General features: G+C 58.1%; 10 protein-coding genes and 3 pseudogenes. 12 read left to right on the plus strand and 1 reads right to left on the minus strand.

Annotation, left to right across the window (positions count from 1 at the left end):
- Positions 1 to 302: 302 nt before the first annotated feature.
- The 8 genes and pseudogenes from ompA (at position 303) to JZM24_RS16475 (ending at position 8475) form a co-directional block, all read left to right on the plus strand.
- The gene (gene ompA / locus JZM24_RS16440; RefSeq protein ID WP_215671235.1) at positions 303 to 1376 is read left to right on the plus strand and encodes a porin OmpA; all 1074 of its coding nucleotides are present in this window, start codon (positions 303 to 305) and stop codon (positions 1374 to 1376) included.
- Between the two features lie 705 nt (positions 1377 to 2081).
- Positions 2082 to 3280: pseudogene (locus tag JZM24_RS16445) on the plus strand (IS3 family transposase).
- A 20-nt stretch (positions 3281 to 3300) separates the two neighbouring features.
- Positions 3301 to 3687, plus strand: a complete 387-nt coding sequence (locus tag JZM24_RS16450; RefSeq protein WP_215671013.1) for a hypothetical protein — start codon at positions 3301 to 3303, stop codon at positions 3685 to 3687.
- Positions 3688 to 3723: 36 nt separating this feature from the next.
- Positions 3724 to 5472, plus strand: a complete 1749-nt coding sequence (gene msbA / locus JZM24_RS16455; protein ID WP_215671015.1) for a lipid A ABC transporter ATP-binding protein/permease MsbA — start codon at positions 3724 to 3726, stop codon at positions 5470 to 5472.
- Positions 5469 to 6482 (plus strand): tetraacyldisaccharide 4'-kinase, encoded by a 1014-nt coding sequence (gene lpxK / locus JZM24_RS16460; protein WP_215671017.1) that lies wholly within the window; start codon positions 5469 to 5471, stop codon positions 6480 to 6482. The genes msbA and lpxK overlap by 4 nt, the downstream gene beginning before the upstream one ends.
- 465 nt (positions 6483 to 6947) lie before the next feature.
- A complete protein-coding gene (ycaR, locus tag JZM24_RS16465; RefSeq protein WP_215671019.1) occupies positions 6948 to 7130 on the plus strand; it encodes a protein YcaR in 183 nt (60 codons plus the stop codon).
- Entirely contained in the window at positions 7127 to 7882 is a 756-nt protein-coding gene (gene kdsB / locus JZM24_RS16470; RefSeq protein ID WP_215671021.1) for a 3-deoxy-manno-octulosonate cytidylyltransferase, read from the plus strand. Before ycaR ends, kdsB begins: the two co-directional genes overlap by 4 nt.
- Positions 7883 to 8094: 212 nt before the next feature.
- A pseudogene (locus tag JZM24_RS16475) lies at positions 8095 to 8475 on the plus strand (protein kinase family protein).
- Between the two features lie 301 nt (positions 8476 to 8776).
- Here JZM24_RS16475 and elyC read toward each other — a convergent pair.
- Positions 8777 to 9604 (minus strand): envelope biogenesis factor ElyC, encoded by an 828-nt coding sequence (elyC, locus tag JZM24_RS16480; protein WP_215671023.1) that lies wholly within the window; start codon positions 9602 to 9604, stop codon positions 8777 to 8779.
- Positions 9605 to 9757: 153 nt separating this feature from the next.
- Here elyC and cmoM point away from each other — a divergent pair.
- The 4 genes and pseudogenes from cmoM (at position 9758) to mukB (ending at position 17047) form a co-directional block, all read left to right on the plus strand.
- Positions 9758 to 10550, plus strand: a pseudogene (cmoM, locus tag JZM24_RS16485) (tRNA uridine 5-oxyacetic acid(34) methyltransferase CmoM).
- Positions 10547 to 11869 (plus strand): chromosome partition protein MukF, encoded by a 1323-nt coding sequence (gene mukF, locus JZM24_RS16490; RefSeq protein WP_215671025.1) that lies wholly within the window; start codon positions 10547 to 10549, stop codon positions 11867 to 11869. Before cmoM ends, mukF begins: the two are co-directional and overlap by 4 nt.
- Complete coding sequence (gene mukE, locus JZM24_RS16495; protein WP_215671028.1) at positions 11850 to 12587, plus strand: chromosome partition protein MukE; 738 nt, start codon at positions 11850 to 11852, stop codon at positions 12585 to 12587. Before mukF ends, mukE begins: the two co-directional genes overlap by 20 nt.
- Positions 12584 to 17047, plus strand: a complete 4464-nt coding sequence (mukB, locus tag JZM24_RS16500; protein WP_215671030.1) for a chromosome partition protein MukB — start codon at positions 12584 to 12586, stop codon at positions 17045 to 17047. The genes mukE and mukB overlap by 4 nt, the downstream gene beginning before the upstream one ends.
- Positions 17048 to 17198: the final 151 nt, after the last annotated feature.

Here is a 17198-nt window from a genome sequence, read left to right on the forward strand (position 1 = left end):
CCTCCAAAACGGGATAAATCTAGTGAATATGCGGCTCCATACCCGATTTCTTTTCCATCGCCAGCGTTTTTTTTAGCCGGTTTTACCCCTCGGCGAGGCCATGAAACGCTGTTTTTTATTAGCGGCTTACTACATCTTACTTGTAAGTTTCCTACTTCGTTGTAGACTTCAATTCGCCGGGGTTGCTCTATAACGCTATTTTAATGGCGATGCACAGAGCCTGAGTACGAACACCGGCAATGGATTTCTTAAATTAGCTTTAAAAGCTCATTGCCTATTTGGATGATAACGAGGCGCAAACAATGAAAAAGACAGCTATCGCACTTGCAGTGGCACTGGCAGGTTTCGCAACCGTAGCGCAAGCCGCTCCGAAAGACGACACCTGGTACACCGGAGGCAAACTGGGCTGGTCCCAGTACCACGACACCGGTTTCTACGGTAACGGTTTCGACAACCGTATCGGCAACGGTCCTACCCGAGATGACCAGTTGGGCGCGGGTGCTTTCGTTGGCTATCAGGCGAACCCTTACCTGGGCTTCGAGCTGGGCTACGATTGGCTGGGCCGTATGGCATACAAAGGCAGCGTGAACAACGGTGCTTTTAAAGCGCAGGGCGTTTCCCTGGCCGCCAAGCTGAGCTACCCGCTGACCGACGACCTGGACATATACACCCGTCTGGGCGGTATGGTATGGCGTGCTGATTCCAAAGCCGCTTATAACAACGGTAACGTCGTTAATGGTGGCCGCAGAAGCGAACACGACACTGGGGTTTCCCCGCTGTCCGCTGTGGGTCTGGAATATGCCTGGACCAAAAACTGGGCTACCCGTTTGGACTACCAGTGGGTTAACAACATCGGTGACGCCGGTACCGTGGGTGCCCGTCCTGATAACTCCCTGCTGAGCGTCGGCGTTTCTTATCGCTTTGGCCAGGATGACGTCGCTGCCCCTGCTCCGGCTCCGGTTGTTCAGACCAAACGCTTCACCCTGAAGTCTGACGTCCTGTTCAACTTCGACAAATCCACGCTGAAACTGGAAGGTCAGCAGGCGCTGGATCAGCTTTACTCCCAGCTGAGCTCGATGGATCCGAAAGACGGTTCTGTCGTCGTTCTGGGCTATACCGACCGTATCGGTACCGAGCAGTACAACCAGAAACTGTCGCAAGAACGTGCGCAGAGCGTCGTAAGCTACCTGGTTTCCAAAGGTATTCCTTCTGACAAGATTTCCGCACGCGGTATGGGTAAATCCAACCCGGTTACTGGCAATACCTGTAACAGCGTGAAAGGTCGTGCTGCTGTCATCAGCTGCCTGGCCCCGGATCGTCGCGTAGAGATCGAAGTGAAAGGCATCAAAGACGTGGTCACTCAGCCCCAGGCTTAAGTTATCATGATGGAAAAACCCCGCTTTGGCGGGGTTTTTTTATGCCTGCCGGGAAAAGCTTGCCATTGGGTAGCTTAGGCAGCTCTGGCAGCTTGTACAGCTCAGGCTGGCTATTCTTACGACACTGCCCGTTAATGTACCATGGCGAGGTGGCAGCTACCCTGCATGAGCCGCGCCCGGCGCCACCCGATCCACTCACCCCCTCGTTAGCGTCTTTACCTAGGGCTACCTTTGCGCAGCGCGCACATGGACACCTGTTCAACCCAATCGAAGGGGGCAAAGCGCGTGGAAGCCGTTATGCTTACAAACTTCTTGGCGCTCCCCTTTTCTCTGCACGTAATACACCGCAAGGAGTAGCCATTCAAAATGGTTGCTCGTCAGCCTAAAATTTCATTACACCGCTGGCTCCTGATTGAGCAAGAAAGGGATAAGAGCAATCTAGCCGATTGCGTACTGACCATGTGATACACTGCCGCACTGAAGCTGTAGGCATAAGGCAGAGCGTGCAGAGCGGATAATAATCCCCCGTAACAGCCCAAGCCTAAATGGCCTCCCCTCGCCCCGCTATTGCTAATCTCTTCTAAAGCAGCGCTGTATTGAACTCGCACCCACGTTGATTTATCCCCCTGAAACACCAGACAGTAGCTGTATATCCAGATAAGAGATAGGCTTGAATATATGTCTAACACTAACGCCAATTTTGATATGACCGGGATCCTGTTAGGTCAAGAAGTCCGTAAACGTAAAACTCCTCAGGAAAAAATGGCCATTATTCAGCAGAGGATGGAGCCCGGCATGAATGTCTCCCATCTCGCACGACTGCACGGTATCCAGCCCAGCCTGCTGTTTAAGTGGAAAAAGCAATATCAGGAAGGCAGCCTCACTGCCGGGGAGGACGTTGTTCCTGCCTCTGAGCTTGCAGCTGCATTGAAGCAGGTCCGGGAGCTCCAGCGCCTTCTGGGTAAGAAGACGATGGAGGTTGAGATCCTAAAAGAAGCCGTGGAGTACGGCCAGTCACGAAAATGGATAGCGCACGCGCCCTTGTTGCCAAAGGCCGGGGAATAGCACAGGTCAGCCGCGCCATGAGCGTGTCGCGTGCGCCGCTGTCACTGCGGATTAAGCGTTCTGCCGACTGGCAGGACAGGCGCTGTAACCGGCGTAATGACGAAGCAGACGCTGAAATACTGTCGGACATCCTCGACATCATCAGCGATATGCCCAGCTACGGCTATCGGCGGGTGTGGGGCATCCTGCGTAAACAACGTCGCGCAGAGGGACTGCCGCCGGTAAATGCGAAACGACTTTACAGGATCATGTGTGAGCATAACCTGCTGTTATTACATTGAAAACCAGAGCGGCCGAGGCGTGAGCATAAGGGCAGGATCGCGGTGGCAGAAAGCGATATGCGCTGGTGTTCAGATGGCTTCGAGTTCGGCTGCGACAACGGTGAAAAACTGCGGGTCACGTTCGCACTGGACTGCTGCGACAGAGAGGCCATAGACTGGGCTGCGAGCACTGTAGGCTACGACAGTTCGACCGTGCAGGATGTGATGCTGAGGTCGGTAGAAAAGCGCTTCGGCGACAGGTTACCCGATACAGCGGTGCAGTGGTTGACGGACAACGGTTCAGCGTATACCGCGCATGAAACGCAGAGGTTCGCCAGAGAACTGGATCTGGAGCCCTGCACAACAGCGGTGAGCAGCCCGCAGAGCAATGGCATGGCCGAACGGTTCGTGAAGACGATGAAGGAAGACTATATCGAGTTCATGCCAAAACCGGATGCGAGAACAGCCCTGCGAAACCTTGCAGCAGCGTTCACGCATTACAATGAAAACCATCCGCACAGCGCGCTGGGATATCACTCTCCGAGAGAATACCGGCGGCAGCGGGCTTCGTTAACTTAAGATACAAAAGCTGTACGGAGATGGCGGGGCAAGATCAGCTGCTCACCGGCGACATTGAAGCGCAGACGGAACGGGCGTTGTTGCGTTTGGATAGGCGCGCGTTGCGCGCCGATGTCCTGCAAGTACCCCATCACGGCAGTAAAACGTCCTCCACCGGCGCATTTTTGCGGGCGGTACGCCCGCAGGTGGCGTTAGCCTCAGCGGGCCGCTACAGTCCATGGCGTCTGCCGGCGGAGGCTGTGGTGCAGCGCTACCAGCGTCTGGGCATTCGCTGGCGCGATACCGCAGTCAGCGGTCAGCTGAGCGTGCGCTTTTATCCGCACAGGTATGACGTTTTGGCCTATCGGGGTCAAATTTCCCGTCGATGGTATCATCAGTGGTTTGGCGTCGCCGCGCTAAATAGGTAGAATAGGCGGCTATTTAGTCCCGGCACTGGTAAATGAATGCTAAACGATAAAGATCTCTCCACCTGGCAGACCTTCCGTCGCCTCTGGCCGATGATCTCACCTTTCAAGGCAGGTCTGATCGTTGCGGCGATTGCCCTGATACTCAATGCCGCCAGCGATACTTTCATGCTATCGCTGCTCAAACCGCTGTTGGATGATGGCTTTGGCAAAGCCAATAGCCGTATCCTGGTCTGGATGCCGCTGGTGGTGATTGGCCTGATGGTGCTGCGCGGCGTCAGCGGCTTTGTCTCCAGCTATTGCGTATCCTGGGTTTCCGGCAAGGTGGTGATGAACATGCGTCGCCGGCTGTTCAACCACATGATGGACATGCCGGTGTCTTTTTTCGACCAGCAATCAACAGGCACACTGCTTTCGCGCATTACCTATGATTCCGAGCAGGTAGCCTCATCGTCTTCCGGCGCGCTGATTACCGTCATTCGCGAGGGCGTTTCAATCATTGGCCTGTTCGCGATGATGTTCTATTACAGCTGGCAGCTGTCGCTGATTCTGGTGGTGATTGCGCCCGTGGTGTCATTTGCCATCCGGCAGGTATCAAAACGGTTTCGCCAGATCAGTAAAAGAATGCAAAACACCATGGGCCAGGTGACCACCAGCGCTGAACAGATGCTTAAAGGGCATAAGGAAGTGCTGATTTTCGGTGGCCAAAAGGTGGATAACGAGCGATTTAACAGCGTCAGCAATCGCATGCGCCAACAAGGGATGAAAATGGTGGCCGCCTCCTCGGTCTCCGATCCGCTGATCCAGTTTATCGCGTCGCTTGCGATGGCCTTTGTCCTGTATGCCGCCAGCTTCCCGTCGGTGATGGAAACCCTGACCGCCGGTACCATCACCGTGGTGTTTTCGTCCATGATTGCCCTGATGCGTCCGCTAAAATCTTTAACCAACGTCAATGCCCAGTTTCAGCGTGGCATGGCCGCTTGCCAGACGCTGTTTTCCATTCTTGATATGGAAACCGAAAAAGATGAGGGCACGGTGGAAGTTGAGCGCGTTAAAGGGGATATCGCTTTCGACCACGTCACTTTTTCCTATCCGGGTAAAGAGACGCCGTCGCTGCACGATATCAGTTTGAGCATTCCCGCAGGCCATACGGTAGCGCTAGTTGGTCGCTCCGGCTCCGGGAAATCGACCATCGCCAATCTATTGACGCGTTTTTATGATATCCAGCAGGGTCAGATTTTGCTCGACGGTACCGATTTACGCGCCTATAAGCTCGCTTCGCTGCGTAATCAGGTGGCGCTGGTGTCCCAAAACGTGCATTTGTTCAACGATACTATCGCCAACAACATCGCCTACGCCCGCAAGGCCACCTACTCCCGTGAGCAAATTGAAAACGCGGCACGCATGGCCTACGCCATGGATTTCATCGAAAAAATGGATCAGGGTCTGGACACGGTAATTGGCGAAAACGGCGTCTTGCTGTCCGGCGGCCAGCGTCAGCGCATTGCCATTGCGCGCGCGCTGCTGCGCGATTGCCCAATCCTTATCCTCGACGAAGCCACCTCGGCGCTCGATACCGAATCCGAACGGGCTATCCAAAAAGCGCTGGATGCGTTGCAGAAAAACCGGACTTCCCTGCTCATTGCCCATCGCCTATCCACCATCGAAAAAGCCGATGAAATCCTGGTGGTGGAGGAGGGGCGGATCGTGGAGCGCGGCAATCATGAGGAATTGATGTCGCGTCAAGGAGTTTACGCCCAGCTTCACCGGTTACAGTTCGGCCAATGATAGCCCGTATCTGGTCCGGCGCCTCGCGGTTGTATTGGCTGCTGTTGCCGTTTTCCTGGTTGTATGGCCTTACCACGGCGATTATCCGTTTCAGCTACCGCCGCGGTTGGCGTAAAGTGCATCGTTTTCCGCTGCCGATAGTGGTGGTGGGCAACTTGACCGCCGGCGGCAACGGCAAAACGCCGGTGGTGCTATGGCTGGTAACGCAACTGCAGCAGCGGGGCTGGCGAGTCGGGGTGGTGTCGCGCGGCTACGGCGGGCGGGCGGCGCACTACCCGCTGCTGGTGGATGCGACCACCTCCAGCGAACAGTGTGGGGACGAGCCGCTGCTTATCTGGCTGCGCACCGCTGCGCCGGTCGCGGTAGCGCCGCGACGTGCCGAAGCGGTGGCGGCGCTGCTGCGTGCACACCCCTTGGACGTGGTGGTGACCGATGACGGTTTGCAGCATTACGCGCTGGGTCGGGACATTGAGTGGGTGGTCATCGACGGTGAGCGTCGTTTCGGCAACGGTTGGTGGTTGCCTGCCGGCCCCATGCGCGAGCGGGCCGCGCGCCTGCAAACGGTGCAGGCTGTCATCGTCAACGGCGACGACGCTCGCCCTGACGAGATACCCATGCGCCTTGTTGCCGGCGCGGCGGTCAATCTACTGAGCGGCGAACGCCGCGCCCTCGCCAGCCCGACGTCGGTAGTGGCGATGGCTGGCATTGGCCATCCACCGCGGTTTTTCGCCACGCTGCGCGCTGGCGGCGTAACGCCGGTGCGGGAGGTGGCGTTTGGCGATCATCAGGCCTACCGGCAGCAGATGCTTGATGCGCTGGCCGCGCCGGAGGAACAGCTGCTGATGACGGAGAAGGACGCGGTTAAATGCCGCGCCTTTGCCCGCGCCAACTGGTGGTATCTGCCGGTTAACGCGCACCTGCCCGCCGGCGCGGAAGCGGAATTGCTGATGCCGATTTTGCAGGCGATTCGGCGCTACCGGCCAACGGCAGACGGCGAGGCGGCTACCTGATGTCGGGCGTCACGGCGCACGGGCAGATATCTGAGGTACGGGCGCCAGGGCGTAGGGGCGGATATCCGATGTACGGCGTCGGGTGCCGCTATCCGACCTACGCCAGCCGGCTGCACGCATGGCACAGGCCGCAAGAAAACAAACGGCCCGGTTAACCTGCGTTAACCGGGCCGTCCGAGCGACGTGTTATTGCTTAGCGGCTAAAATTAGCGAACAGAGCAATGATTTTATTTACTGTTTTCATGGCAGGCCTGTCTTATTAATCTTTAAAGTGTGATTCAGTTCACAAAAATAATACGCTTTCCCTCGCTACATATCAATAACATCTCACCAAAAAAAATGATGATGGACAGCAATTGCTGCGATAGACGGCAACGATGGCCGGCGAAGATTACCGGCCCCGTACCCTTATGTTATTCTCTGCACCACACTCTCTTGCAGAGCCATGCCACCCCTGGAGGAATCATGGATCATCGCCTATTGGAAATCGTCGCTTGCCCGGTTTGTAACGGCAAACTTTACTACAACAATGAACGACAGGAATTGATTTGCAAGTCCGATGCGCTGGCTTACCCCTTGCGTGACGGTATTCCTGTGCTGCTGGAAAGCGAAGCGCGCGCCATTACGCTGGACGAGACCAATTCATGAGTTTTATCGCCATTATTCCCGCCCGTTTCGCCTCCAGCCGCCTGCCCGGCAAGCCGCTGGCCGATATTAACGGCAAACCCATGGTGGTGCGCGTTATGGAACGAGCGCAAGCCTCCGGCGCCGATCGGGTTATTGTCGCCACCGATCACCAAGGGGTGGTCGACGCGGTCGAGCGGGCCGGCGGCGAAGTGTTCCTGACCCGTCCCGATCATCAGTCCGGCACCGAGCGGCTGCAAGAGGTTATCGATCGCTACGATTTCCCTGACAATCAAATCATCGTCAATGTGCAGGGCGATGAACCGCTCATTCCGCCGCAAATCATCCGTCAGGTGGCGGATAACCTGGCGGGTGCTGAGGCCGGCATGGCGACACTGGCGGTGCCTGTTACGACCGCAGAAGAGGCATTCAACCCCAACGCGGTAAAAGTGGTTGTCGATGCGCGTGGTTATGCGCTGTATTTCTCCCGCGCCACTATCCCGTGGGACCGCGAAGGATTTGCCCGCAGCCGCGAGCAACTTTCTCACGGCCTGCTGCGTCATATCGGGATTTATGCCTACCGCGCCGACTTTATCCGCCGCTACGTCAGCTGGTCGGCCAGTCCGCTGGAAAAGATCGAGATCCTCGAACAATTGCGCGTCCTGTGGTATGGCGAAAAAATTCACGTCGCGGTGGCGATCGTCACGCCCGGCATGGGTGTGGACACGCCGCAAGAGCTGGCTCAGGTCCGTTTGCTGCAGCAGCAACAGACCTAATTCTTCCGTGTAGGCCGGCGCGATGGCCTGTCGAGGTTTCGCGCCGATTTCCCGCCTTTGTTTGATCTAGCGCGACGTTTTAAACGCCGAACCTCCCCATGATGTCTTGAGGTACCGCGCGGTGCCCGCCGATTTAATCCAGTGCCGAAAATAAGGTTAGCGATGTCATGGAATAGTTACGCGCTGAGTTAAGCGCCGTTTTTGGTGAGCCGTTGATCCGGCTTGAACGTATCAGCTAGCAACCTTATGCCCACCTGTATGCCATGTACGACAGAGAGGGCCATGCCCTATCCCTGGTGGCGAAAAGCTTTTTGTGCCCGGGTATTGCCCAGCAGGAAGCCTATAAGCTGTCAATGCTGGCCCGGGAAGGCGAAATACGGCTGCCGACGGTCTATGGCCTCATTTGCGAGGAAGGGCTGAGCGAAGCGTTGCTGTTTCACTATCTCAGCCGCGCGCCGGTAGCGGAGGCATTTCTTTGCCGGCGCTGGCTGTATGCCATCTGGGAGGCGGCGGCGCGCTATATTCACACCGGTCAGCTGGACCGTGACGTGTTCGTGCGCGCAAGGCGGGAGCTCCTCCCGTGGTTGGACTAAGGCGTAGCGCGCGGCGACGTCGAGGGCGGCGTCACCGAATCGGCCGTTAGGCGCATTGGGCTTTACCGGTCTCTCGGCCTGCATAGAGTTCTTGTCTGGTCTTGCCTTGGCGCAGCGCGCCGGCGAAAAACATTAGCGCTCGGTGGCGCCTCTGCCGCCGCGTTGAAAGCGGGTTAACGTACCGTGGTCGCCTTAAAGGGTGGTAACGTATCGTGCCGACTGCGCCGCCGCGTCAAAGAGGATGTTAGCACTCCGTTTTGCCTATGCCGCGACGCTGACAGGGTGGCAACCTCCGCCGAGCTTATTTTCGGGCATCGCTATCGCTGACCGGCACTGGGCTGCCGCTCCCGGCAGGGGCAGGGCGGGACGTCATCGCCAGCAGCCGCTGCCATACTTGCCCGAGCGTTTCATACCAGACACGCTCGCTGTGATCCAGCCAAAGCGGCGAGGGCAGTATTTTCTCCCGCGGCTGCAGAGGACTGGTGATAGCAAGCTGATTTGCCGGCACTGGTATTGGCTGCAGCCCGGCGGCGGTAAAAAAGCCCATCGCCCGGGGCAGATGGTTAGCGGAAGTCACCAGCATCAGCGGCGCTTGTCCGACCAGCCTGGCGACACTCGCCGCTTCCTGGCGCGTATCGCGCGGGCTGTCCAACGTCACAATTGCCGACGCCGGCACGCCCAGGCTTTGCGCCACGCGGGAAGCGGCCTCGGCGCTGCTGACTAGATTACCGGGTGCGTTGGCGCCGGTAAATACCATCGTCGCGCCGGGGTGGGCGCGCCACTGGCGGATGCCTTCCGTCACTCGCGGCAAGCTATTGTTAATCAAATTGGCGCTGGGGGGCCAAGCGGGGTTCCAGGTATACCCGCCCCCTAACACCACAATCCACTTGACGGTTTCCCCCTGTGGCTGCCAGGTGGGATAATGGGCCTCCAGCGGCGCCAGTAGCCGATCGGCTACCGGCTGCAGGCTTAGCGCCAGCAATATAAGCCAGCCTGCGCTCAGCAGCAGCCGGGCGGTTTTTGTTCCGCGGTTCAACCAGAGTAGCACCAACCCGGCCCCCATCACCACGAGCAGCAGCGGGAGCGGCAGCAATAGGCCACCGACAAACTTTTTCAGGGTAAACAGCATAGGGCAACGCTCCGATTGGGTAAAATGTAATCAACCAGCCGTAATCCGGCGCTGGAATGATTCATTCTACGTCAGCCTGTGACAAAATAGACCCCTCGCGCCCACTGGCGACAAAACATCTTCTACCGCCGTGGCCGACCGGAGTCTTGCATGATACAGGATCTTAATTTCGACGATATCGCCGACAAATTCGCGCGTAATATCTATGGCACCACCAAAGGAAAGATCCGCCAGGCGGTATTATGGCAGGATCTGCAGGCATTGCTGGCGCAAATGCCCCAACGGCCGCTGTGTATATTGGACGCCGGCGGCGGCGAAGGGCGCATCGCCGCGCAACTGGCAGCGCTGGGACACCAGGTGGTGCTTTGCGATCTTTCGGCGCAAATGATTCAGCGTGCGCAACAGCAGGCGAAAGCGCTCGGCGTCGAGCAGCGCTTTCGCTGCGTTCTGCGTTCAGAGTGCAATACAGGATATCGCTACACATTTGGAAAGGCCGGTCGATCTGATATTGTGTCACGCGGTACTGGAATGGGTCGCGCAGCCCGAGGCATTATTGCAAATACTAAATCAGTGCCTGGCCGGGGATGGCGCGTTGTCATTAATGTTTTACAATAAACACGGCCTGGTGATGCGCAATATGCTGCTGGGCAATATGGCTTTTGTCGCGGCCGGCATGCCGAAAAGGAAAAGGCGATCGCTGATGCCCGACCATCCCTGTGATCCCGCTGACGTTTATTGCTGGCTGGAAAAAATGGGACTGGCGCCAATGGGCAAAAGCGGCGTGCGGGTGTTTCATGATTATCTGCAGAATAAACAGCAACAACAGGATGAATTTACCGCACTGCTGGCCATGGAACAACGCTATTGTCGGCAGGAGCCATTTATCAGTATGGGTCGTTATATCCACGTGATGGCGCGTAAACCCACCCTGAAGGACGCATTATGAGCGAATTTTCCCAGACTGTACCGGAACTGGTCGCCTGGGCCCGGAAAAATGATTTTTCACTGTCGCTGCCTATTGACCGGCTGGCCTTTGTGCTGGCCATCGCCACGCTTAATAGCGAACGGATGGACGGTGAAATGAGTGAAGGCGAGCTGGTGGATGCGTTCCGTTGTGTGAGTGAAGGGTTTGAACAGACCCAGGAAACCATAACGGTACGCGCCAACAATGCCATCAACGATCTGGTGCGTCAGCGTCTGCTAAACCGTTTCATCAGCGAACTGACGGAGGGTAACGCCATTTACCGCCTGACGCCGCTCGGTATCGGCGTTAGCGATTATTATATACGCCAGCGCGAGTTCTCCACGCTGCGGCTGTCGGTGCAGCTGTCCATTGTTGCGCAGGAATTGAAGCGGTCGGCGGACGCGGCGGAAGAAGACGGCGACGAATTTCACTGGCACCGGCATGTCTTTGCGCCGCTAAAATATTCCGTGGCGGAAATTTTTAATAGCATCGATATGACCCAGCGCATCATGGATGAACAGCAGCAAGGGGTGAAACAGGATATCGCCGCACTGCTTAATCAGGACTGGCGGGCCGCCATCTCCAGCTGTGAACTGTTGTTATCGGAAACCTCCGGCACGCTGCGTGAATTGCAAGATACCCTGGAGGCGTCGGGGGACAAGCTACAGGCCAACCTGCTGCGCATTCAGGATGCGACGCTCAACCATGACGAATTGCAGTTCGTCGATAAGCTGGTGCTGGATCTGCAAAACAAGCTGGACCGGATTATCAGCTGGGGCCAACAAACGATCGATCTGTGGATCGGTTATGATCGCCATGTACACCGTTTTATCCGCACCGCCATCGACATGGATAAGAATCGCGTCTTCGCCCAGCGCCTGCGCCAATCGGTGCAAAATTATTTTGACGCCCCCTGGGCGCTGACCTATGCCGACGCCGATCGGTTGATGGACCTGCGCGATGAAGAGCTGGCGCTGCGCAATGACGAAGTCACCGGCGAATTGCCGCCGGATATGGAATATGAAGAATTCAACGAAATACGCGAGCACATTGCGGCGCTGGTGGATGAGGCGCTGGGGGTGTACAAACAGCAGCAATTGCCGCTCGATCTCGGCGCCGTGATGCGCGATTACCTGGCGCGATATCCGCGGGCGCGTCATTTCGACTTGGCGCGCATCGTGGTCGACCAGGCGGTGCGCCTGGGCGTGGCCCGGTCAGATTTTACAGGGTTACCCGCACACTGGCAGGTAATCAACGATTTTGGCGCTAAGGTACAGGCCCATGTCATCGATGAGTATTGAAGAAAGTTTGCCGGTAAAACTGGCGAAAGCGCTGTCCAACCCCTTGTTCCCGGCGCTGGACAGTCAACTGCGCTCCGGCCGCCACATTGGCATTGAGGAGCTTGATAACCATGCCTTCCTGATGGATTTCCAGGAGGAACTGGAGGGCTTTTACCGCCGTTATAACGTGGAGCTGCTGCGCGCGCCGGAAGGTTTTTTCTATCTGCGCCCACGCTCCACTACGCTGATTCCGCGTTCGGTGCTGTCGGCGCTGGATATGATGGTCGGCAAAATTCTGTGTTATCTGTACCTTAGTCCCGAACGGCTGGCACACGAAGGCATTTTCAGTCAGCAGGAACTGTACGACGAACTGTTGAGCCTGGCCGATGAGAATAAGCTGCTGAAACTGGTGAACCAACGCTCCACCGGCTCGGATCTGGACCGTCAGAAGCTGCAGGAAAAAGTGCGCGCCTCCCTTCACCGGCTGCGCCGGTTGGGCATGGTCTGGTTTATGGGTAACGACGCCAGCAAGTTCCGCATCACCGAATCCGTATTCCGCTTCGGCGCCGATGTGCGCACCGGCGATGATGCGCGCGAAGCGCAACTGCGGATGATCCGCGACGGCGAAGCGATGCCGCTGGAAAACGCCCTGTCGCTCGGCGATGAACAGGATGATAACGAAGAAAACGAGGCGCTCGCCGGCGAAAGCGCGGATGGCCCCGAGGATGAACAGGCATGATTGAACGTGGCAAATTCCGCTCACTGACGCTGGTCAACTGGAACGGCTTTTTCGCCCGGACGTTTGATCTGGATGCGTTGGTCACCACCCTGTCCGGCGGTAACGGCGCGGGGAAATCCACCACCATGGCGGCGTTTATTACCGCCCTCATTCCAGATTTGACCCTGCTGCATTTTCGCAACACCACCGAAGCCGGCGCCACCAGCGGCTCGCGGGATAAGGGGCTGCATGGGAAACTGCGCGCCGGGGTGTGCTATTCGGCGCTGGAAGTTGTCAACTCCCGCCACCAGCGCGTGCTGGTGGGCGTTCGCCTGCAGCAGATAGCCGGCCGCGATCGCAAAGTGGACATTAAACCGTTCATGATCCAGGGGCTGCCGGTCAAAGTGACCCCCACCGAGATCCTGACGATGACGGTGGGCGATCGTCAGGCGCGGGTGTTACCGCTGCAGGAGCTGAAAGAGCGGGTCGAGGCGATTGAGGGCGTCTTGTTCAAACAGCTCAATTCCATCACCGATTATCACTCGCTGATGTTCGATTTGGGCGTGGTGCCGCGCAGGCTGCGTTCCAGCGCGGATCGCAGCAAATACTATCGCCTCATCGAGGCATCGCTGTACGGCGGTATTTCCAGCGCGATTACCCGATCGCTACGCGACTACCTGCTGCCGGAAAACAGCGGGGTACGAAAAGCGTTTCAGGACATGGAAGCGGCGCTGCGCGAAAACCGCCTCACGCTTGAGGCGATCCGCGTGACACAATCGGATCGAGATTTGTTCAAGCATCTGATTTCCGAAGCCACTGCCTACGTGGCGGCGGATTATATGCGCCACGCCAACGAGCGGCGTCTGCATCTGGACGATGCCCTGACCCTGCGCCGCGACCTGTTCGGCAGCCGTAAGCAATTGGCCTCCGAACAGTATCGTCACGTCGATATGGCCCGGGAACTGGCGGAAATCAGCGGCGGCGAGTATGATTTGGAAACCGATTATCAGGCCGCCAGCGATCATCTTAACCTGGTGCAAACCGCGATGCGCCAGCAGGAAAAAATCGGCCGCTACCAGGAGGATCTGGAGGAGCTGACCTTCCGGCTGGAAGAACAAAATGAGGTGGTGGCCGAGTCCGCCGAGCAGCAGCAGGAGAACGAAGCGCGGCGGGAGGCGGCCGAGCTTGAGGTGGATGAACTGAAAAGCCAGCTGGCTGACTATCAGCAGGCGCTGGATGTGCAGCAAACGCGCGCCATCCAATTCCAGCAGGCGTTGCAAGCCTTGGATCGCGCCCGCGAACTGTGCGCGCTTCCGGCGTTGACATGGGAAGACGCCGCGCCGACGTTGGCGATGTACCAAGAGCGCGAACAGGAAGCCACCGAGCGCCTGCTGGGTTTTGAGCAAAAACTGAATATGGCCGAGGCGGCCAGCAGCCGTTTTGAACAGGCCTATGGGTTAGTGGTAAACATTGCCGGCCAGGTCAGCCGCAGCGACTCCTGGCAAACGGCGCGGGAACTGATTCGTGACGCCGCGTCGCAACGTCATCAGGCGGAGCGGCTACAGGCGTTGCGCAGCCAGCTCAATGAGCTGGAACAACGGCTGCGCGAGCAGCAAGACGCCGAACGGCTGCTGCAGGAATTCTGCCAGCGCATGGGTCAGGATTATCCCGCCGAGGAACTCGACGCGGTGCAGCAAGAGCTGGAAGCACGGGTCGAAACCCTGTCGGTGACGGTGTCCGAGGCCGGCGAACGTCGCCTCGCGCTGCGCCAGACGTTGGAGCAAGTGACCGGCCGTATTGAACAGCTCACCGCTCGTGCGCCGGCCTGGCTGGCGGCGCAGGATGCCTTATCGGTACTGAGCGAGCAAAGCGGCGAAGCATTGACCAGCAGCCGTCAGGTGACGGATACCATGCAGCTCCTGCTGGAACGCGAGCGTGAGACCACTGTGGAACGCGACGAGGTCGCTGGACGCAAGCGGCGCATCGAGGCGCAGATTGAGCGCCTCAGCCAGCCGGGGGGCACCGAGGACGCCCGCTTAACAACGCTGGCCGAGCGCTTTGGCGGCGTGCTGCTGTCGGAAATCTATGACGACGTGACGCTTGACGACGCGCCGTATTTCTCGGCGCTGTACGGCCCGTCACGTCACGCGATTGTCGTCCCGGATTTGTCGCGGGTACGTGAACAGCTGGACGGTTTGGAAGATTGCCCGGATGATCTCTACCTGATTGAAGGGGATCCGCAGTCGTTCGATGATAACGTGTTCGGCGTGGAAGAGCTGGAAGGCGCGGTGCTGGTCAAAGTGGCGAACCGCCAGTGGCGTTACTCGCGTTTTCCCGCGGTGCCGCTGTTTGGACGCGCCGCGCGCGAAAGCCGGTTGGAAAAACTGAGTGCTGAGCGGGACGTGCTGGCGGAACGTTACGCCACGCTGTCGTTTGACGTGCAAAAAATCCATCGTCAGCATCAGGCATTTAGCCGTTTTATCGGCGCTCATCTGGCGGTGGCGTTTGAGCCGGATCCGGAAGCGGAGATGCGTACGCTGAACGGCCGGCGCGGTGAGTTAGAACGTGAGCTTAGCGATCACCACGGCCAGAATCAGCAAAGCCGGCAGCACTACAATCAAGCGCGCGAAGGGCTGCAACTGCTCAATCGGCTTATTCCGCGGCTGGGCGTCCTGCTGGATGACACCCTGCAAGACCGGCTGGAATCGGTGCAGGCCGATTGGCAGGATGCTCAGGAGGCGGCGCGTTATTTAAGTCAGCACCAAAAGGCGCTGGATCAGCTGGAGCCGCTGGCGGCGGTGCTGCAAAGCGACCCCGAGCAGCACGAACAACTGCGCGCCGACTACGAGCAGGCGCAGCAGATCCAGCGTCAGGCGCGGCAGCAGGCCTTCGCCATGACGGAAGTGGTGCAACGCCGCACCCACTTCAGCTATTCCGATTCCGCCGGCATGCTGAGTGAAAATACCGATCTAAACGATAAATTGCGTCAGCGCCTGGAGCGGGCGGAAGCCGAACGCAGTCAGGCACGCGATGCGCTGCGCGCCCATCAGGCCCAGCTTACGCAGTTCAGTCAGGTGCAGGCATCGCTGAAGAGCTCCTTTGACGCCAAGCAGGATATGCTCAAAGAGCTGCTGCAGGAGCTGCACGACATCGGAGTACAGGCCGACGCCAATGCCGAAGCCCGCGCCCGCGAACGCCGGGATCAACTGCATATGGCCCTGAGCCAGAACCGCGGTCGCCGTAATCAGCTGGAAAAACAGCTGACGTTCTGCGAGGCGGAAATGGACGCTCTGCAGAAGAAATTGCGTAAGCTGGAACGCGACTATTATCAGACCCGCGAGCAAGTGGTCAGCGCCAAGGCCGGTTGGTGCGCGGTGCTGCGTCTGGTCAAGGAAAACGGCGTCGAGCGCCGTCTGCATCGCCGCGAACTGGCTTACATGGAAGCGGAGGAATTGCGTTCCATGTCGGATAAAGCGTTGGGGGCGCTGCGTATGGCGGTGGCGGACAATGAGCACCTGCGCGATGTACTGCGGTTGTCGGAAGATCCCAAGCGGCCGGAGCGAAAGATCCAGTTTTTCATTGCCGTTTACCAGCATCTGCGCGAGCGTATCCGCCAGGATATTATCCGCACCGACGATCCGGTCGAAGCTATCGAGCAAATGGAAATCGAACTCAATCGCCTGACGGAAGAGTTGACCGCCCGCGAGCAAAAGCTGGCCATCAGTTCCAAAAGCGTGGCCAACATTATCCGCAAAACCATCCAGCGCGAGCAAAATCGTATTCGGATGCTCAATCAGGGGCTGCAGGCGGTCAGTTTCGGCCAGGTGAAGAGCGTTCGCCTGAACGTCAGCGTGCGCGAAGCCCATGCGACGCTGCTGGATGTGTTGAGCGAACAGCAGGAGCAGCATCAGGATCTGTTCAGCAGCCAGCGCCTGACGTTCTCCGAAGCGCTGGCCAATCTGTATCAGCGGCTGAACCCGCAAATCGATCTGGGGCAGCGCACGCCGCAGACGGTCGGCGAGGAGTTGCTGGATTACCGCAACTATCTGGAAATGGAAGTGGAAGTCAACCGCGGCGCCGACGGCTGGCTGCGCGCGGAGAGCGGGGCGTTGTCCACTGGTGAGGCCATCGGCACCGGTATGTCGATTCTGGTGATGGTGGTGCAAAGTTGGGAAGAGGAGTCCAGCCGGTTGCGTGGCAAAGATATTTCGCCATGTCGGTTATTATTCCTCGATGAGGCGGCGCGGCTGGATGCCAAATCTATCGCCACGCTGTTCGAGCTGTGCGACCGATTGCAGATGCAGCTTATTATCGCCGCGCCGGAAAATATCAGCCCGGAGAAAGGGACGATGTATAAACTGGTGCGCAAGGTGTTCAATAATCAGGAACATGTGCACGTGGTCGGGCTGCGCGGCTTTGGCGCCGAGCAGGCCGCGCCGCCGTCAACGACCTTGACCGAGACCGACAGTCAGGCCGGTTAAGGGGTTCGCTCCGGCCGGCCACGGTGATTCTTCAGCCCGCCCGGGGGCGGGAAAAAACGCGTAATAACCCCAAGCGACGGCCATTTCTTGGCCGTCTCGCCTCCTGGCCGCGCGATAGCCAAGTTCACCCCTGGTGCGCGTAATGTCTATT

The sequence above is a fragment of the Candidatus Sodalis endolongispinus genome (genome assembly GCF_018777395.1).
In the GTDB taxonomy this organism is placed as follows: domain Bacteria; phylum Pseudomonadota; class Gammaproteobacteria; order Enterobacterales; family Enterobacteriaceae; genus Sodalis_B; species Sodalis_B endolongispinus.